The 18,068-nt window shown below is 44.1% G+C and carries 18 protein-coding genes; 14 read left to right on the top strand and 4 right to left on the bottom strand.

The window, feature by feature from the left end:
* Positions 1 to 108 precede the first annotated feature (108 nt).
* Positions 109 to 546, top strand: a complete 438-nt coding sequence (locus LQ567_RS20475; RefSeq protein WP_231007602.1) for a nuclear transport factor 2 family protein — start codon at positions 109 to 111, stop codon at positions 544 to 546.
* 13 nt (positions 547 to 559) lie between these two features.
* Positions 560 to 1,819: a DUF4861 domain-containing protein gene (locus LQ567_RS20480; protein ID WP_231007603.1), complete on the top strand. Its 1,260-nt coding sequence runs from the start codon at positions 560 to 562 to the stop codon at positions 1,817 to 1,819.
* Positions 1,820 to 1,997: 178 nt separating this feature from the next.
* Here the strand turns inward: LQ567_RS20480 and LQ567_RS20485 are convergent, their stop codons facing one another.
* The 3 genes from LQ567_RS20485 to LQ567_RS20495 all read right to left on the bottom strand — a co-directional run bounded on the left by LQ567_RS20485 (position 1,998) and on the right by LQ567_RS20495 (position 4,663).
* On the bottom strand, positions 1,998 to 2,600 hold the full coding sequence (locus LQ567_RS20485) for a tetratricopeptide repeat protein (protein ID WP_231007604.1): 603 nt from the start codon (positions 2,598 to 2,600) through the stop codon (positions 1,998 to 2,000).
* Positions 2,597 to 3,601: a VWA domain-containing protein gene (locus LQ567_RS20490; protein ID WP_231007606.1), complete on the bottom strand. Its 1,005-nt coding sequence runs from the start codon at positions 3,599 to 3,601 to the stop codon at positions 2,597 to 2,599. The genes LQ567_RS20485 and LQ567_RS20490 overlap by 4 nt, the downstream gene beginning before the upstream one ends.
* A gap of 177 nt (positions 3,602 to 3,778) precedes the next feature.
* Positions 3,779 to 4,663: a penicillin-binding transpeptidase domain-containing protein gene (locus tag LQ567_RS20495; protein ID WP_231007609.1), complete on the bottom strand. Its 885-nt coding sequence runs from the start codon at positions 4,661 to 4,663 to the stop codon at positions 3,779 to 3,781.
* 119 nt (positions 4,664 to 4,782) lie between these two features.
* Here LQ567_RS20495 and LQ567_RS20500 point away from each other — a divergent pair, with 119 nt between their 5' ends.
* Positions 4,783 to 5,355, top strand: coding sequence for a 2'-5' RNA ligase family protein (locus LQ567_RS20500; protein WP_231007611.1), 573 nt, complete (start codon positions 4,783 to 4,785; stop codon positions 5,353 to 5,355).
* On the opposite strand, the gene LQ567_RS20505 is transcribed toward LQ567_RS20500, so the two are convergent.
* Entirely contained in the window at positions 5,356 to 6,537 is a 1,182-nt protein-coding gene (locus LQ567_RS20505) for an acyltransferase family protein (protein ID WP_231007613.1), read from the bottom strand.
* 172 nt (positions 6,538 to 6,709) lie between these two features.
* Here LQ567_RS20505 and LQ567_RS20510 point away from each other — a divergent pair, with 172 nt between their 5' ends.
* The 11 genes from LQ567_RS20510 (at position 6,710) to LQ567_RS20560 (ending at position 17,985) form a co-directional block, all read left to right on the top strand.
* Positions 6,710 to 7,204: a UpxY family transcription antiterminator gene (locus LQ567_RS20510; protein ID WP_231007614.1), complete on the top strand. Its 495-nt coding sequence runs from the start codon at positions 6,710 to 6,712 to the stop codon at positions 7,202 to 7,204.
* Between the two features lie 9 nt (positions 7,205 to 7,213).
* Positions 7,214 to 8,041 carry a polysaccharide biosynthesis/export family protein gene (locus LQ567_RS20515; protein ID WP_231007615.1) on the top strand — a complete coding sequence of 276 codons (828 nt, stop codon included), beginning with the start codon at positions 7,214 to 7,216 and terminating at the stop codon, positions 8,039 to 8,041.
* Positions 8,042 to 8,094: 53 nt separating this feature from the next.
* Positions 8,095 to 10,464: an exopolysaccharide transport family protein gene (locus LQ567_RS20520; protein WP_231007616.1), complete on the top strand. Its 2,370-nt coding sequence runs from the start codon at positions 8,095 to 8,097 to the stop codon at positions 10,462 to 10,464.
* A gap of 86 nt (positions 10,465 to 10,550) precedes the next feature.
* Positions 10,551 to 11,603, top strand: a complete 1,053-nt coding sequence (gene rfbB / locus LQ567_RS20525) for a dTDP-glucose 4,6-dehydratase (protein WP_231007617.1) — start codon at positions 10,551 to 10,553, stop codon at positions 11,601 to 11,603.
* Between the two features lie 73 nt (positions 11,604 to 11,676).
* Positions 11,677 to 12,534: a glucose-1-phosphate thymidylyltransferase RfbA gene (gene rfbA, locus LQ567_RS20530; RefSeq protein ID WP_231007618.1), complete on the top strand. Its 858-nt coding sequence runs from the start codon at positions 11,677 to 11,679 to the stop codon at positions 12,532 to 12,534.
* A 1-nt stretch (position 12,535) separates the two neighbouring features.
* On the top strand, positions 12,536 to 12,940 hold the full coding sequence (locus tag LQ567_RS20535; protein ID WP_231007619.1) for a cupin domain-containing protein: 405 nt from the start codon (positions 12,536 to 12,538) through the stop codon (positions 12,938 to 12,940).
* A gap of 58 nt (positions 12,941 to 12,998) precedes the next feature.
* The gene (locus tag LQ567_RS20540) at positions 12,999 to 13,577 is read left to right on the top strand and encodes an acyltransferase (protein WP_231007620.1); all 579 of its coding nucleotides are present in this window, start codon (positions 12,999 to 13,001) and stop codon (positions 13,575 to 13,577) included.
* A 4-nt stretch (positions 13,578 to 13,581) separates the two neighbouring features.
* The gene (locus LQ567_RS26225; RefSeq protein WP_231007622.1) at positions 13,582 to 14,583 is read left to right on the top strand and encodes a Gfo/Idh/MocA family protein; all 1,002 of its coding nucleotides are present in this window, start codon (positions 13,582 to 13,584) and stop codon (positions 14,581 to 14,583) included.
* A 201-nt stretch (positions 14,584 to 14,784) separates the two neighbouring features.
* Positions 14,785 to 16,332 (top strand): oligosaccharide flippase family protein, encoded by a 1,548-nt coding sequence (locus LQ567_RS20550; protein WP_231007623.1) that lies wholly within the window; start codon positions 14,785 to 14,787, stop codon positions 16,330 to 16,332.
* 140 nt (positions 16,333 to 16,472) lie between these two features.
* Positions 16,473 to 17,420 carry a glycosyltransferase family 2 protein gene (locus tag LQ567_RS20555; protein WP_231007624.1) on the top strand — a complete coding sequence of 316 codons (948 nt, stop codon included), beginning with the start codon at positions 16,473 to 16,475 and terminating at the stop codon, positions 17,418 to 17,420.
* Positions 17,404 to 17,985 (top strand): acyltransferase, encoded by a 582-nt coding sequence (locus LQ567_RS20560; RefSeq protein ID WP_231007625.1) that lies wholly within the window; start codon positions 17,404 to 17,406, stop codon positions 17,983 to 17,985. Before LQ567_RS20555 ends, LQ567_RS20560 begins: the two co-directional genes overlap by 17 nt.
* Positions 17,986 to 18,068 lie beyond the last annotated feature (83 nt).

The raw sequence follows: 18,068 nt of genomic DNA on the forward strand, positions 1-18,068 counted from the left end.
TCACCTACGCAGCAATTATAATGCCGGTACCGGCGTATTACCGTTTAAATAGAAGCCGCTTCGTTTTGAGAAATTATCGGGTATATTTGTGGGTTAAACAATGATCTTATGCGTGTACGATTTTTTGCATTCGTTTTAGCAATCCTGCTTGCTCCAGTTACTACTTTATGGGCACAGGGAAAAACCACCCGTCAGGTGGAAGCTGCCGTTAAAAAGCTCACCAAGGCTATGCTGGACAGTGATATACCCGTATTGAGTGCATTGGCATCGGGGCAATTGACCTACGGGCATTCCAGCGGCAAAGTGCAGAATAAGGCGGAGTTCCTGGAATCTTTTAAAACCGGGGCCAGCGATTTTACAAAGATCGATATTAAAGATCAAACCGTTTATATCGTAAACAATACCGCTATCGTACGTCATTTGCTGGATGCAGATACCAATGATAATAAGCAACCGGGGCATACTACATTGAAGATTATGACCGTTTGGACAAAACAAGGCAACCAATGGGTATTGATCGCCCGTCAGGCTGTAAAGGCCCAATAAAATATACGAATACATGAAAGGATTTTTTTTAACAATAGCCGTCGCTGTTGGAGTGGTTGTGTCTGCCCAAACGAAAACCATTGAGGTGATCAATCCTTCGGCGATGGAACGGAAAGACGAGCTGGTGGTATTGAAACGCACATGGATCAAACGAAAACTGCCTGCTTTGAAAGAAGGGCAATACCTGCTGGTTACAGATAAAAAGGTACCGCAGCTGGTACAGTTTGATGATCTGGACGGCGACGGAATCTGGGATGAAGCGGTGTTGCTGCTAAACCTGGCTCCCAAACAAAAGCGGGTGCTTTCCGTGGCTGCCGGCGACCGGCCTGCAGCGATAAAGGCCGTAGTACGTGCCTATGTGCGGCAGAAGCACCGGCTTCCGGATAATAGTTTTGGAGATAATGTGGTAACGGATACCATGCCGTATAATAATATCCCAACGGACTTTTCAAAACAACAATTGCCGCCTTATTTAACGGAAGGACCGGCATGGGAAAATGACAAGGTGGGCTTTCGCAAATATTTTGATATACGGAATGCCAATGATATCTGGGGAAAACGGGTATCCAATATGGTGTTGGATGAGGTAGGGGCCCATCCGGGAAACAGCTACCATAATTTATCAGACTGGGGAATGGACATTCTGAAAGTAGGGAAATCGCTGGGAGCGGGTGCCCTGGCGCTTCGTACAAAAGTAAACGGAAAAGATTCGCTCATCCGGTTTGGACGTAATGTACAGCAAGTGGTTTACCGGCAGTTAAGCTCCGGACCGCTGCGTTCCGTGTTTGAAATACAGTACAAGAACTGGCAGTATCTTCTGGATGCAATGCCCATCAATGTTACAGAGCAGATCAGTATCTGGGGCGGACAATATTTTTTCGAAAACAAAGTAACTTTCAGTAACCTGCCGGCCAACGCATCACTGGTAACGGGTACGATCGATTTTTACAGCAAACAGGAGCATAAAATAAACCGTTCAGGAATTGCGGGTCTGTATACCTATGATCAGCAAAGCGAAAATAAAGATCAGCTGGGGTTGGGCATTTTAACAGCGGCATCGGATGTAAAAGGCTGGGGACATATTAGCGCACAGAACACAGATGTTACGAATGTATTTACATTGGATATGAAGGTGCAGGCCGGCCGGCCCATGGTGTACCGTTACTATGTAGGATGGGAAGTGACCGATAATGCCTTTGCCACGCAACAGGGATTTGAAAAAATGATCACAGCGGAGGCCGAAAAATTTGCCAAACCATTGGTGATCCGGTAAGATTGCAGGGGTAACTATTTAACCCTCCGGGTTAGCGCTGTGTCTGCCGGATGTGGGGTGCTTAATTCCCCAATTTTGGGATACAGATATACATTTTATCCGGGGAGATGCCGGAATAGTAACGGTATCTTCGCTTTCCAATATCTCAAATTAGTTATTAGATTCCAGCAAAAAGCAACTACCAGTCTTTTCCGTTGCTGGTTCCATATTGTGATTTATCCTCTGAGATCCGCTGCTGGGTGTTTTTTTCCTTATTTTCTAACTTGTTAAGCTGGTTTTGAGCCTGGTGCTGATTGAGTCTGGATTTGTCGGGCTTCCGGTTTTCGTCTTCCTTTTTATCCTGTCCGCCGCCGCTTTGCTTCTTCCTTTCCAGTAAGGCTTTTTGCAGGTTCTCACGCGCCTTTGTATCATTGCTGTTAAAGCGCAGCGCATTCTTATACGCTTCAATGCTTGCCTCCAGCTTATTTTGGTTGGAGTATACCACACCCGTGTTATAGTAGGCGCCGGCACGCAGTTCATCACTGGTTTGCCGGGATGTAGCCACCTGCGCATATGTTTTTATGGCCTCATCCTGTTTTTTCAGCCGGTATAAAGCGTTGCCTTTATTCATCAGGGCGGTGTATTTCTGAGGACCGTCCATCGCCTTATCATAGGCTTTTACAGCCTCCTCCATTTTGCCCTCCTTGTAGTATTCGTTTCCTTGTTTTATAAAGCTGCTTCCGTCCTGGGCCAGCAGAGGAAGGGCGATGAGGTGTAACAGGTATACAAAATGGCTTTTCATTCTTTTGCTTTTTTACCTTCGGGTAATAGCTGCTCTGCCACTAAGAGTAAGAGCATGGCCGCCGCAAATACCCAGAAATAATAGGAAAAGCTCATCAGATTGGCATCTCCGGTTACCTTCTTGTCGATCTGCGCCAACTGTGCATTGATCGTTTTAATGGCTGCATCAATATCGGTGAGCTGCACATACACCCCGTTGGTGTTGTTTGCGATCTGCTGTAATTCTTTCTGGTTGAGTTTTGAAACGATCGGCTGGCCCGTTTCCGGATCCAGTTTATTGCCACCGGTAGAGTCATCCGGTATATATGTACCCCCGGGAGACCCGATGCCCACCGTGTTCACCATTAGCCCGCGTTTCTGCATTTCCTTTGAAAGCTCCAGGGCTTTTTCATCATGATCTTCTCCATCGGAGATGAGAATTACCGCCTTAAACTTGGCTTCCCGCTCTCCAAAGGTTTTGAAACTTTCTTCCAGGGCATCCCCGATAACAGTGCCTTTTACAGGCACCACATCCGGTGAGGCATCGTTCACATAGATCTGGGCGGCGCTATGGTCGGCACTGATCGGCATCTGTATATAGGCTTTACCGGCAAACCATACCAACCCGATGCGGTTATTGGGCATGGCATCCATCATTTTACTGATAAATTGCTTGGCCAGCAGCAGCCGGCTGGGCTTTACATCTTCGGCCAGCATGCTTTTGCTAAGATCCAGGGCAAAAACCACGTCAATACCCTCCCGTTTAATGCCGTCGCTACCCCCGGGTTTGCGCAGGCTCATGGTACAGAGCACGCCCATCAGGAAGGCCAGGCACAGCAGGATAAATTTGAAATTAAACCGGAATGGGCTATATCCCCGGATCATGGATTTTACCAGGGCTGGTTCTCCTATTTTAAGGATCGTCCTTCTTTTCCATTGTTTTACTACAGAAAACAACAGGAGAAACAGCAACACTGCTGCGCTCAGCCAGATAAAATAAATGTATTGAAATTCAAAACTCATTGACTTCGTAAAGTTAATAAGTTGAGCGGGTTAAAACGTTAACAAGTTGATAAGGTAGCTTGCGGGAATATAAAAGATAGAAACGCAGAGCCCTCAGGACCTGTATCGCAGAGCCGCAACGGGTTCGCTGCTTTTTCATTTAATATTTAGAATGGAATATGTTACATGCCTAACGGATCACATTTTTCCCTCAAAAAAGCCCAGTTGCTTTAAAATGTCCTTAAGCATTTTCAGCCGCACCGTGGTCATGTCGTATTTGAGATCGGGAGATTCTACATTCAGTACAAAAAAATAAGGGTGGCGGTTTTCCTCGATCCAGCCAACGATCCAGCCAAGTGCATGGCTTTTGTCTGTAGTGGCCCAGCCGGTCTTATAGGCCAGCTTGTAATTGGCATTGTCTTCAAACAGCATTGCATTTTTCACTTTTTCCTGGTAAAGTTTGAAGAAGGGAAGTTCATTGAAGTATAGCTTTTTTACCAGTCCCAGGTTCTCATCCGGGGTTAATTTTAAGGTATTATCGAGCCAGAACGTATCAACTGCGGACCGGATCTTAAAGAGGGTATCTTTTTTTCCCGCTCCATAATGAAGGGAATCCAGCCAGTACTGCATTTTTTCCTTGCCGATCCGCCGGGCTACTTCCTGGTAATAAGGAACGGCCGAAACGCGGAAAGCCTGGTACATATTCAGGTCCTTATTCCATTCAGGAACAGCCCGCTGGATGCCATCCCAGGGAATCACCATGCTGTCGCTGGAAATAATTCCCGTCTGAAGCCCGATCAGTGAATTTACAATTTTAAACGTACTTGCCGGAAGATAGGCGCTGTCACGGTAGCGGGCCAGATTGTACACGGTAAATTCGCCCGTGCCATTGTTCAGCAGGGCAAAAGTGCCGTTAAGCTGGTGCTCGTCAAAATATTTTTTTAAAGAATTGTCCTGTTTTACATTGTTTTGGTTACAGGATACGATTGAAACGGCCGTTGCAAGGCCCCAAAGCAGGTGAGTGGCTTTACGGATCCGGCTTATGGGGGCATTCTTTTTTCTTGTTGCGTTAGTAAAAAACATAATAAATATTGAACAAAAGATTGAATTCGCCCGCAAAAATACGACCCGTTTGCCTTTGGGAAGGATTTAATAATTTCTGGCACCCGAATTGCATCCTTTTTTATATATAACCTCCTATTGTGCAGGATATTATAACCTATAAAAGAGCGGCTTTAAACAACTACCGGCTGATTCTGGATACGCCGGTGGCGGTAAAGCGGAAAATAGCGGACATCAGTACCCGGTTGGATGCGTTATTCCCGGGAACGCCTTTGGCCGGTAGCAGTTCCGTTATCTATCTTGCAAGTTTTTCTGTGTATGAACCCGATGAAATGGCGGTAACTGACCAGCTGCACCGGATTGCGCTGGCAACCATGCCCTGGAAAATTCATTTAAAAGGAGTTGCTCATCTTGAAAAGAAAGAAATTTATATACCGGTAACGGAAGGGGAACGGATCAACGCAGTAACTGAAAAGATAGCAGCCCTGCCGGCTTCCTGGAGTAATGAGCGGTTTAACACACTGCCGCGCATATCCCTGGCCCGTAACCTGCAATCCTGGCAATTTGAACGGGTATGGCCCTATTTTGAAAAGGAACCCTTTCAAACCCAGTTTATTATGAACGGGATGCTCCTGCTGCGACAGCTGGAGGGCTATCGCTCATGGCATGTGGAGCAACGGTTTTTATTTGAAAATCAGTTAATTATAGACTAGCTATACTTTTATATAAATTTTCTTCTTATCGAGCCAGTAGCAGATGGCCCACATAAAAATAATAACACAGATAGCATATAAAAGAGATCCATTCTCCTTTGCACCGGGTGTATGAACCAGCACCTTTGTGTAAAGCCAGTTCCAGGGAGTAACTCCGTCTTTTGTTTTAAAAAGAGCTGCCGTTTTGGGCAAAAATGCGCTTAGGGCGAAAATAAACAGCGGATTTTTGCCAAAAACTTCAAAAAAGCGTGCTAAAAAGCCGGTTTTTTCGCGGATCTCGATAAAATAGATCATCGTTGCGATGGTCACAACGGCTAGACCGGTGGTGTATATCGTATAGGAGCTGGTCCAGATCTTTTTGTTGATGGGGAATGTCATATCCCAGCAAAAACCGGTGAATAACAACGCGATACCTGCTACAAAAAGTCCGGTCAGCATTTTAAACATGGGATTTGCCGGGCTGTTTTTATCCAGGTTGGGGGGCATCTCTGCACTGCTGTTCCGGATATACATTCCCACAAAATAGCCAAAAACGACCTGTACAATAGCCGGTAACGTGCTGGCAATGCCTTCGGGGTCAAAAGGAACACCTTCTCCCTTATACATATGGGCGGTATGCAGAATCAGCTTATCTACCTGTTCCGTTCCGAACCAGCCGGCGAGGCTATAGGGATCGGCGGGGTTGCCTATAATACACAGGGCCCAGTACAGCAATAGCAGTACCACGGAAAGCAGGGCCGCGGCCCTGGGCTTCAGGTAATAGGCGATAACGGAGGCAAAAAAGTAACAAACGGCGATGCGTTGCAATACCCCAAAGATGCGGACCCCTTTTTCAGGGCTGGAGGTCCAGGGGATCAGTTCCAGCGCACCTTCGTTCCAGCGTATAAAAGGATACCAGTTTAAAAAGAGTCCGATCCCGAAGATCATCAGCGTTCTTTTGAGGACTTTTTTCCAGAACACGCCTGATCCGGCCTCCTGTAAGCGCGGCATCACAAACGCCATAGCGTTGCCAACGGCAAATAAAAAAAACGGAAATACGAGATCCGTAGGGGTAAGGCCATGCCAGGGTGCATGTTCCAGCGGACCATAAATATGGCCCCAGCTGCCGGGGTTGTTGACCAGGATCATCAGGCAAACAGTAGCTCCTCTGAAAACGTCAAGCGATCGGTACCGAATTCTCATTTTTAATGAATAAGATGGTAAAATACAAATTTAACCCATATAATATTACGGGCAGGAGAGAATTTTCCGTATAAACATTGTTACCGCTATATTTGCAGGGATGTTCCTGTAGCATTTTGTTCCGGTCACGTTTGATAGGGATGTGACTGAGGGGGCGAAGCCGTGTAAACAAATGAAAGAGAAAAGCTGGTATGCGATCTATACAAAGCCCCGTTGGGAGAAAAAAGTATCAAAACTACTTACAGACCGGAACGTTATGACCTATTGCCCCCTAAACAAAGTAAGACGAAAATGGAGCGACCGCATGAAAACCGTTTGGGTCCCGCTATTGCCGTCCTATTTATTTGTTTATATAGATATAACCGAGATGCAAAAAGTAAGAGAAACACCGGGGGTGATTAATTTTGTATATATTGAAGGGAAACCTGCCATTATTAAGGATTTTGAAGTGGTCCGGATCCGGAAATTTTTAAGTGAGTTTGAGAATGTGGAACTGGAACCTTTTAATCCTCAAAGGAATCAGCGGGTTATGGTAAACCAGGGTATTCTGGTAGAGGAGGCAGGCCGGGTGATCGATTTAAAGAATAACAAGGTTGAAGTGGCTATAGAAAGTCTTCACTATAACCTCGTGGCCTTGTTTGATAAATCAAAACTGATCAATAACTAAATCAACTTTATGAAACTTGTTAATTATACATCAACACTGGCTGTAGTGTTGCTGATTGTATCCTGTGCTACCCAGCGGAAACTGCCCCAATACCTTGAGGGCGCTAGCAATGAGTCGATCGAAAAACAAACCCAATTCCCCGAGTTGATCATCCAGAAGAATGACCAGCTGGCCATCCAGGTGTACAGTGATTTTATACCTACAAAAGATCCGAATCCGGACCTTCTGTACAACCAGCCCTTGCCGGGCGGAGGCGGAGCAGCAGGTACCGGTAACACAGCCAGTAATACCAGTACTGCCAGCGGTTACCTGGTAGACGGCGAGGGAAATATCGACTTTCCAAGGCTGGGCAAAATTCATGCAGAGGGACTTACCAAAAAACAATTGGAGGCAGAAATTAAAAAAAGGTTGACGACGCCGGTAGAGCTTTTGAAAAACCCCACGGTGCTGATCCGCTTTCAAACCTATAAGATCGTAACCATCGGAGAGTTCAATAGTCCGCAGGTGCTCAATATCCCCACAGAAAAAGTAAACATTTTTGAAGCCATTTCCATGGCCGGTGGTATTACTGAATGGGGAAAGAAGGATGAGGTAAAAGTGATCCGGGAGCAGGATGGTAAGAGGGAAATGGGGGTTGTGGATCTTTCCTCTGCAACTGTTTTTACATCTCCTTATTATTACCTGAAACAAAATGATATCCTGCTCATTGATCCGGTTAAGGATAAGCAGGAAGTAAAAGATGAAACAAGGCGTTTAAGCCGGATTTCATTTGCTACATCGATAGCATCTACAGCCGCAGTAATTGCGTCCATCATTATTACCATTACAAGAAAATAATATAGAAGCGGCTGACTCAGCCATTCATATCATAAAATACTGCAATCACAGTTATGCAATCCATCGAGAAAAAGGAAATATCGGGCAATCTTAGTGCAAGGGAGCTTTTTTATAAGTATATCCGCTTCCTTCCCATTATTATTCTCAGTTTGATCTTGGCCTTTTTTGTCGCCTGGCTGTACCTGCGTTATACCCAGGAGCAATATAGTTCCATAGGAAATATGCTCATTACTACGGAGGAGTCTAAGGGTGATAAAGTGGAGGAACTGATCGAAGGCAAAAGCAAAACCACAAATTTGCTGAACGAGGTAGAGGTGTTGAAGTCGCGCCCCCTCATGACCCGTGTGGTACGAAGCCTCGGCTTACAGGTGGGATATGTTAAAAAGGGGAATGTAAAGAATATGAATGCCTATAAACGGACATCCTTTGCATTTGTTCCGGTACAATTGGTGGATTCAGCGTTATCTTTTTCGGTGGATATCGATTTCATCAATGCCAACCAGTTCCGGGTCGATAAGAAAAACACCCTGTACAGTTTTGACCAATTGTTTCAAACCAAGAATGGCGTCTTTAAGCTGGTGAAAAGCGGCGGACTGCCGGAGCCAGGTGCAGAGTTTACCATCACCTATAATCACGAAGATGTGATTGCTGCCAATATGATACGAGATCTGAATGTGCAACCCAAACTGGCCAATACGGGTATTTTGCTGGTCGAATATCACTCCGCCAATCCCTATTTGTCGTCAGATGTGGTCAATACCCTGATGAAAGAATACACCATTTGGAAAGTAGAGCAAGGCAATACTTCCATGGATCTGACCATCGATTTTATTAACAACCGCCTGGGGATTGTGCAGCACGATATTGACAGTCTGCAGCGGAAGTTAGTCGCTTACCAGCAAAATAATAACCTGGTGGATGCCAACCTGCAAATTACAGCATTATTGCAGCGGGCCCAGGAACAGGATGCCGCAGGCCAGGAACAGCGAATGGCCATTAATACGCTCGATCTTCTGGAAAGCGGGGTAGCAAAGGGAGAAAATAGCGTACTTACACCCTCGGCGTTGGGCGTAAAAGATGTAGGACTGGGCGATATGCTGACAAAACTGAATGAAGCGCAATTGCAGCGTAAAAACCTGGTGGATGGAAATGTACCCGTCGACAATCCACAGATAAAGCAATTGGATCAAACCATTGAAACCCTGCGGAAAGGAGCATTGACAAACATTCAGACCCTGAAAAACAGTTACCGGAAAAACCTGGGACTTGTTTCGTCTGAAAAATCGAAAAACACGGGTGGTGCCCTGCAAATGCCGGCAAAAATTACAGAACAAGCCGAAATTGAACGGGACCTGACCTCCAAGCTGGCGCTGGCTAAAGTACTGGGAGAAAAGCGGGAAGAAGCTGCCATTAAACGGGCCAGTACCATTTCCAACACGAAGATCATTGAAAAAGCAGAGCCCGACCTGGTTCCGGTAAAACCCAGTCCCAGGAATGTAAAATTAGCAGCCCTCCTTTTCGGACTGGCGATCCCCGGTTTATTTATCGTATTAAAAGAAGCCCTGAATGACCGGGTGAACACCCGTTCGGATATCGAACGGGCCACCAACGCACCGATACTGGGAGAAATTGGTCATTCTAAATCGGATCAAACCCTGGTGGTGAGTAAAACCAAGCGCACGCTGATTGCAGAGCAGTTCCGACTCCTCAGGTCCAACCTGCAGTATATTACCGGCAAGCGGGATAAAGTGGTGATCCTGGTCACCTCTTCCTTTGGTGGAGAGGGAAAATCCTTTATCAGTACCAATATGGCGGCTGTTTACGGATTGACCGATAAAAAAACGATCGTGCTGGAATTTGACCTGCGGAAGCCCAAGGTGCTGAGCGGGTTGGATATGCAGAAACGTCAGGGGATCAGTAATTATATGATCGGGGATGTAGACCTGGACAGCCTGATCATTCCCGTGGCGGGAGAAGAGAATATGTATGTGCTGCCCTGCGGTCCCATACCACCTAATCCGGCCGAATTGTTGCTGAATGAGAAAACAGATCAGTTATTTGCACAACTGAAAAATAAGTTTGATTATATCATTATCGATACGGCACCCATTGGAATGGTAAGTGACGCGCTTACCCTGGCTAAGTATGCAGATTGTACCTTGTATGTAACCCGCCAGGGACATACCTTTAAGAAGCAGCTGAACCTGATCAACGAAATGTATGAGAATAAAAAGATGCCCAATCTTTCTATTGTACTGAATGATACAAAACTACCTACCGGTGGCGGATACTATGGTAATTATGGCTATGGGTACGGGTATGGTGAGAGAAGCGGGAACGATTATTACCAGGATGATACATTCATTGAGCGAAAGAAGAAGAAAGGCTTTTTCAGCGCATTGGGAAAAGCTAAAAAGCGATAATGGTCGGTGATGGCAGGGATTTTGCGTAATGAACAGAACGCCTGATGTTCCAATATCCGGCATCTAATATTTAATGTCTATATCAAATGTCTAAAAGAATTATTATTACCGGCGGAGCAGGATTTATCGGGTCGCATGTGGTGCGGTTGTTTGTAACGAAGTATCCGGAATATACCATCATCAACCTGGATGCGCTTACCTATGCAGGGAATCTTGAAAATCTTAAGGATATAGAAAATCATCCCAATTACATTTTTGAAAAAGCAAATATTGTTGACGCTGAAGCGGTGAAAGCGGTATTTGATAAATATAAGCCGGATGGGGTCATTCACCTGGCGGCTGAGAGTCATGTAGACCGTTCGATCACATCGCCCCTGGACTTTGTGTACACCAATGTAATAGGAACTGTAAATCTTCTGAATGCAGCCAAAGAATTGTGGAAGAAGGATTATAGTGGTAAACGGTTTCATCATGTTTCCACCGACGAGGTGTATGGGGCATTGGGCGAAACCGGGTTCTTTACGGAAGCGACCAAATATGATCCGCATTCACCCTATTCAGCCTCCAAAGCATCCTCCGACCATTTTGTATATGCCTATTCAGATACGTATGGATTACCGGTGGTGCTCACCAACTGCTCCAATAATTACGGGCCCAATCATTTTCCCGAGAAGCTGATCCCGTTGATGATCCACAATATCATTCACAACAAGCCGTTACCCGTGTACGGTGATGGAAAATATACGCGCGACTGGTTGTATGTAATCGATCATGCCCGGGCAATTGACCAGGTATTTCATCAGGGCACTGTTGGAGAAAACTACAATGTGGGGGGCTTTAATGAGTGGAAGAATATTGACCTGGTAAAACTGCTGTGCAAACAGATGGACGAAAAACTCGAACGTCCGGCAGGTACCAGCGAACAACTCATTACGTTTGTAAAAGACCGGCCCGGACATGATCTGCGGTACGCCATTGATGCCAGCAAGATCAATAAAGAGCTTGGTTGGGCGCCCTCCGTTACCTTTGAGGAAGGCCTTTCCAAAACGATCGATTGGTATCTGGAAAACAAAGAATGGCTGGATCATGTGACGAGCGGCGCGTACCAGGCGTATTATGAGCAGCAGTATGCGCATTAACCGGATGCAACGAATCGAAATGAAATATGTCAATGGAGGTCTTTTTCTGGAAGGAAAGTTATAATTCGCATTCATGAAAGGAATTATTTTAGCCGGAGGTTCCGGCACGCGTTTATACCCTATTACTAAAGCAATCAGCAAACAGCTGATGCCCATCTATGATAAACCGATGATCTATTACCCGCTGTCTGTGCTGATGATGGCGGGGATCCGGGAGGTGCTTATTATTACAACTCCGGAAGACCAGCCGGGATTCAAACGTCTGCTGGGCGACGGCGCGCGTATCGGCTGCCGCTTTGAATTTGCCGTACAGGAGCAACCCAACGGACTGGCACAGGCCTTTGTGATCGGGGCCGGTTTTATCGGTACGGATAAAGTAGCGTTGGTGCTGGGGGATAATATTTTTCACGGGGTAGGACTAGGTTCGCAACTAAAGAAATTGACCGATGTTGAAGGCGGATATGTATTTGCGTACCAGGTATCCGACCCTGAGCGGTATGGCGTGGTGGAGTTTGATGAAAACCGGGTAGCGCAATCGATAGAAGAGAAGCCCGCTGAGCCCAAGTCGAATTATGCGGTGCCCGGCCTCTATTTTTATGATAACAGTGTAGTGGAGATCGCCAGAAATCTGAAGCCGTCTCCCCGTGGAGAATACGAGATCACGGATGTAAATAAAGAATACCTGAAAAGCGGCCGGCTGCAGGTTGCCGTACTGGATCGGGGCACAGCCTGGCTGGATACCGGCACCTTTGATTCGTTAACTGATGCATCTGAGTTTGTTCGGGTAATTGAAAAACGACAGGGCTTAAAGATCGGCTGTATTGAAGAAATTGCGTACCGGAACGGGTTTATTAATAGAGAACAGCTGCACTTTTTGGCAGAGGAGCTGGCCAAAAGTGGCTATGGGGAGTATCTCCGGAAAATTAAGTAATATGGAAGCACGATTACTGCAAGGTGGAAGTCATGTTGATGAGCGGGGACAGCTGTTGTACAATAATGATTTTGAGCTGGAACCTGTAAGGCGGATCTATACAATCGAGCATAATAACACGTCCCTGGTAAGGGGATGGATGGGGCATGAAATTGAAAACCGATGGTTTTCCGTCGTTAGCGGCGGATTCCAGGTAAAAGTAAAACCCGTCAACAACTGGCAGGAACCGAAGCTGGATGAGAACGACGCTGTTGTTTTTATATTAAATGCCGGTGCACTTGATGTGCTGCATATACCGCCAGGGCATATTTTTTGCTTACAGGCATTAGAAGCGCACTCAAAAATTGTAGTGATGGCCGACCACCCTGTGGGTACCACCAATGATGAGCACCGGTATCCGGTTTAGGCAGTATCGGTATTGGTTGTTTTGAATTTAGAATTTCGGATTTAGAATTTACAGCTTGATGTCTGCAAACTTCTTTGCACACCCTTCTGCGATTATTGACGAAGGCTGCGTTATTGGTACCGGTACAAAGATCTGGCACTTTTCACACATCATGTCAGGATGCACTATCGGGGAACATTGTAATCTCGGTCAGAATGTGATGATCGCTTCCAGGGTGGTTCTTGGCAATAATGTGCGGGTACAGAACAACGTATCCATTTATGAAGGCGTCATTTGTGAGGATGATGTATTCCTGGGGCCCAGTATGGTCTTTACCAATGTGATGAATCCGCGCAGCGCCATCAGTCGTAAAAATGAATATAAACAGACATTGGTGAAAAAGGGTGCAACCATTGGTGCCAATGCAACCGTCGTTTGTGGAAATATGATCGGGGCATATGCTTTTATTGGCGCAGGTGCTGTGGTTACCAAAGATGTACCGGCCTATGCCCTGGTAGTAGGAAACCCGGCGCGCCAAACGGGATGGATGAGTGAGTGTGGGCACAAGCTACAGTTTGATGCAGCAGGAATAGCCATTTGTCCGGAAAGTGGTGTCGCGTATGAACTGAGAAGCGGAGCCGTATATAAAAAGTCTTAGAGAGGTGAGTAGGAAAACAAGGTTTGCAGTTGTCGGGTACGGACATATGGGGAAACGGCATGTACGTGTGATTGGGGAGCACCCTGATTGTGCGTTAACGGCAGTGATCGATATGCACCCGCAGCAGGAATTATCCGGCATTCCTTTTTATAAGGATCTGGATCATTTTCTGGAGTCATCGGATGCCGCGGAGACAGATATAGTGGTAATCGCCACACCCAACGGGCTGCACGCGCAACATGCTTTAAAATGTCTTGACGCCCGGAAGCACGTACTGATTGAAAAGCCGATGGCATTGAACAGCGCCGATGCTGAAGCCATTATAGCAAAAGCAGCCGATGTGCAGCGGCAGGTGTTTGTGATGATGCAGAACCGGTTTAGCCCCGTAAGTGCCTGGTTAAAAGAAGTTGTTGATAGCGGCGTGCTGGGCAAGATTTTTTTGGTTCAGGTTAATTGTTTCTGGAACCGGGACGAGCGCTATTATAAAAAAGGCAGTTGGCATGGTACCAAGGAAATGGATGGTGGCGTATTGTTTACACAGTTTAGTCATTTTATAGATCTGCTGCTTTGGTGTTTTGGAGACTTAACCAATATCCAGGCAAAACTGAACAATTTCAGTCATGGTAATTCTATTGAAATAGAAGATACGGGGATTGTCCACTTTGATTTTGTAAACGGAGGTATGGGGTGTTTGAGTTATAGCACGGCTGTATGGGACAAAAACCTGGAGAGCAGCATTACGGTAATTGCGGAGAATGGGTCGGTAAAGGTAGGTGGGCAGTATGTGAATGAAATTGCATATTGTGATATTAAGAACTATGTTGCTTCAGATAAACTAAAAGCAAATAGCCGTGAAAAGGATAGCAATCATCGAGAATTTGTCAGGAATATTATATTTGAACTGCAAGAAGGAACAGGAGGCTACGTCAGTGTTAGCGAAGGAGTAAAAGTAGTTGAGATAATCGAAACGATGTACAAATGCAATACGCAGGCAGGTCTCTATTAAAGTGAAAGTTCTAAACGATCGATTTATTCTCAAATAAGCTAAATAATAGTGGCAGTTCTAAAAATTGTATTCTACTACAACTAAAGGGTAATTATGCGAGCATTACGGAGTTGCAGGAAGTTCCACCCTTTTAAAATGCCGTGATAATCTGGTGAAAAATTTTTATTCCGACTTTATCGGTGCTTCTTGATAAGAAAGTGAATGTTTAAAACCTTGCTTGGCTCTACGAGCTATAAAATTGGGCTGATCTTTGGGTGCCGTATTATTGCAGCTGCGATTGGTGTATTTTTTCTGCCAATTTATATTAGATATTTGGGCGCAGAAAGTTATGGGTTGGTGGCATTTTATTCAACGATTTCCGCTGCTTTAACCTTACTTGTATTAGGTCTGAGTTCATCAAGTACAAGGGAATTTGCGGTTTTGCGTGCAAAAAATGCCCGCCCTGAACGCATGGCAAGCCTTTTGCTAAGCATAGAGGTACTGTATTGGGGAATCGTTATGTGCTTGGGAGTACTTATTATAATGCTTTCTCCTTTTATTGCCGGGCATTGGGTAAATACGAAAGAACTGGACTCCCAGGTCGTCTTGTATTGTGTTATGCTAATGGGAGGTCTCTTTATTTGCCAGATGCCTTCATCGGTATATGAAGGTACATTAGCTGGGCTACAGAAACAGGCACAGCAGGAACTAATTACATTATCCACAGCAATAGTAAAAGCAGTTGGAGTTGTCTTTATATTAAAGTACGTTAATTCTAGTATCATTGCGTTCTTTATATGGCAGGCCGTGATTACATTGCTCGGAACGCTTATACTTAGGATATATGCCTACCGAGTGATTAGTATCAAGTCTGTTAAGAAATTTTTTTCCAGAAAAATGCTGCTGGGAATCAGACGCTATTCCGTTGGCATGACTGGAATTGCAGTGGTTACTTTTTTTATATCAGGCATTGATAAAGTAGTTGTTTCAAAGTTTTTAATGCTGGAGGTTGTTGGGTACTATAATATTGCATTTTTGCTGTCAAATTTGCTGGTGATGATATCAGCTCCCATTCATAAAATTGCGCTCCCCAAGTTTAATGAACTGGAAGCAAAAAATAAATTCGATGAACTCCGCTCACTGTATTATAAGTATAATCGATGGGTGATAGTGCTCGTAATGCCTGCAGGATTGGCGCTTGCGGTATTTGCTCCCGATATTTTGTTTTTATGGACTAAAAATGGAAAAATTGCGCTGGTAACAGCTCCAATACTTAGAGTAGCCTCTTTAGGAGCTATAATGAACAGCATAGCATCTACTTTTTATTCTTATACTTTGGCAAAGGGAAATACAAGGTTTGGACTCTATCAAAATCTATTCAGTCTATTAGTAATATTGCCATTAATTTTTGTTTTAACAATAAAGTATGGCGCCGTTGGTGCCGCTAGTTGTACCTTAATATACAATGCCTTGTTGCTGTCGGTATCGCTTCCGATTTTTCATTCGATTTATATGAAAGGGGAGTATATTTTTTGGCTGAAAAATATATTGAGTGTTCCTGTCTGTGTTGCTATAATAGTGTTCGTGGGCGGAAGATACATTCAGAAGCTCTACTACCCTGATCTTAATCTGATCCAGTTAATGGGTATAAACCTTTTGTTGTTTACACTATACGCATTTTTAATAACAGATACTAGAACATCTCTGCTTCTGATATACAATAAGATTATAAGGCATGGAAAAGAAATGTCCAGGACAGGTGACAGCTAAGCGACGTTAAAAGACCGATTTTGATAATCTAAAGTATCAGAAAAATAATGTTTGAATTTATTGGCCAGATCTTTTACTATTTTTAGTTTGTTATCAATTTAGCAGGATATCTCTTTTACACATTTAGATCTCTATATATTATGTTCCCGAAAGTTTCCATTCAAATTCCTACCTATAATCAGGAGCTTACAATTTGTAGGGCTATTGAGAGCTGTATTTGTCAAGATTATCAGAATCTTGAAATTATAGTTTGCGATGATGCCTCTACAGACGGCACTTTTTCAGCTGCTAAGACATATGAATCGGGAGTTGTAAAGGTTTTCCGGAATGAAGCTAATCTCGGAAGAGTGGGTAATTATAAGAGGTTATTTAACGAGTTGGTTAACGGTGAGTGGGTGGTGAATCTGGATGGTGATGACTACTATAAGAATCCTAAATTTATAACGAACGCTATCGATGCAATTTTGAGATATCAAAGGAAAGGGCATGAGATTGTTTTTTACCAGTCGGCCATTGAGGTTGTTACTCCGGAGGAGACGTTTAAAAGTATCCCAAAAATACCGGATGATATTTGTTTGATAAATGGAACAGATTATTTTATTAATTTTTTTTCGCTAAACGCGCGGTCCCATCTTACAACAATCTATAATCATTTCAATGCAAGCCGTGTTAAGTTCTATGAATGGGATACTTTATTTTCGGATTTGAATTCCATAGCTAAGCTATCATTATTGGGCGAAGTGATACTCGATAAGAGGATTTGTGGAGTGTGGAATATTCATTCTGCTAATGAATCAAAAAAACTGGAAAAATATGTTGAACGAGAAATAAAATCTCGGACACATGTTGCTGAATTCGCGCAGCCTTATATCGGCACACGGGAGGCTGAGAAATGGAAAAAAAAGGCAATAGATGAGATTTATCATAATCTTTTGTATAAGAATTTAAAGAGTGATATATTAACGCGAGGTGACTGGTTACGTTTGTTTCGATATTTTAAAAATGAGCCCTATTATTATAAAACGGCTTTGAAATATTTGATTCTGTTTTTAATACCCAAAAGGAGACATATTGAGAAGGTTGTTTAGATTCATAACTGCACAAGTGGATATTGCAAGAAGTACCATCAGGATAGGAGTTTTAAAGTTGCTTTATCCTGGTTTGAAAATTATTGGGTCTACTATTGCTTCCGGGTGTAAGATTATTTGCGTGAAGGGATCCGTAATTGTTATCGAGAATAGTTTTATTGAGAGGGGAACAAAAATTATTGCAGATCATGGAGGTGAAGTTTATATCAGAAATAGTTATATTGGTGACAACTGTGTTATTGTAGCGAGGGAACTAATAAGGATCGAACAAGGGACAAAGATTGCGGAAATGGTTGTGATCCGCGACCAGGACCATCAGATAAATGATTTGTCACAATTTAATACTGCACCAATTTTCATAGGCGCAAATGTATGGATAGGAGCTAAGGTAACCATTTTAAAAGGTTCTGATATCGGGGATGGCTGTGTAGTTGGGGCTCATTCGATTGTAAAAAACAAATTGGATGGTGACGCAGTATATGTGGGTGCGCCTGCAAGAAAGATAAAAGTGATAACCAGAGGAGATATTTCTCATATAGGAGCAAACAACTCGAAACACATTTGAGACCTGTAAAGACGTTCTTAATTGATTTGATCAAATGAAGTGGCAAAAGACAAACTTCTGATTCCGAAAATTGATAATGATAA

The organism is Niabella pedocola, assembly GCF_021044425.1.
In the GTDB taxonomy this organism is placed as follows: Bacteria; Bacteroidota; Bacteroidia; order Chitinophagales; family Chitinophagaceae; genus Niabella; species Niabella pedocola.

Excerpts from the sequence above, each read along its gene's own strand:
- LQ567_RS20510 (WP_231007614.1), top strand. The coding sequence starts at position 6,710 with ATGAAAGAGAAAAGCTGGTATGCGATCTATACAAAGCCCCGTTGGGAG.
- LQ567_RS20485 (WP_231007604.1), bottom strand. The coding sequence starts at position 2,600 with ATGAAAAGCCATTTTGTATACCTGTTACACCTCATCGCCCTTCCTCTG.
- LQ567_RS20495 (WP_231007609.1), bottom strand. The coding sequence starts at position 4,663 with ATGTTTTTTACTAACGCAACAAGAAAAAAGAATGCCCCCATAAGCCGG.
- LQ567_RS20480 (WP_231007603.1), top strand. The coding sequence starts at position 560 with ATGAAAGGATTTTTTTTAACAATAGCCGTCGCTGTTGGAGTGGTTGTG.
- LQ567_RS20520 (WP_231007616.1), top strand. The coding sequence starts at position 8,095 with ATGCAATCCATCGAGAAAAAGGAAATATCGGGCAATCTTAGTGCAAGG.
- LQ567_RS20515 (WP_231007615.1), top strand. The coding sequence starts at position 7,214 with ATGAAACTTGTTAATTATACATCAACACTGGCTGTAGTGTTGCTGATT.
- LQ567_RS20535 (WP_231007619.1), top strand. The coding sequence starts at position 12,536 with ATGGAAGCACGATTACTGCAAGGTGGAAGTCATGTTGATGAGCGGGGA.
- rfbA (WP_231007618.1), top strand. The coding sequence starts at position 11,677 with ATGAAAGGAATTATTTTAGCCGGAGGTTCCGGCACGCGTTTATACCCT.
- LQ567_RS20550 (WP_231007623.1), top strand. The coding sequence starts at position 14,785 with ATGTTTAAAACCTTGCTTGGCTCTACGAGCTATAAAATTGGGCTGATC.
- LQ567_RS20540 (WP_231007620.1), top strand. The coding sequence starts at position 12,999 with ATGTCTGCAAACTTCTTTGCACACCCTTCTGCGATTATTGACGAAGGC.
- LQ567_RS20505 (WP_231007613.1), bottom strand. The coding sequence starts at position 6,537 with ATGAGAATTCGGTACCGATCGCTTGACGTTTTCAGAGGAGCTACTGTT.
- LQ567_RS20475 (WP_231007602.1), top strand. The coding sequence starts at position 109 with ATGCGTGTACGATTTTTTGCATTCGTTTTAGCAATCCTGCTTGCTCCA.
- LQ567_RS20490 (WP_231007606.1), bottom strand. The coding sequence starts at position 3,601 with ATGAGTTTTGAATTTCAATACATTTATTTTATCTGGCTGAGCGCAGCA.
- LQ567_RS20555 (WP_231007624.1), top strand. The coding sequence starts at position 16,473 with ATGTTCCCGAAAGTTTCCATTCAAATTCCTACCTATAATCAGGAGCTT.
- rfbB (WP_231007617.1), top strand. The coding sequence starts at position 10,551 with ATGTCTAAAAGAATTATTATTACCGGCGGAGCAGGATTTATCGGGTCG.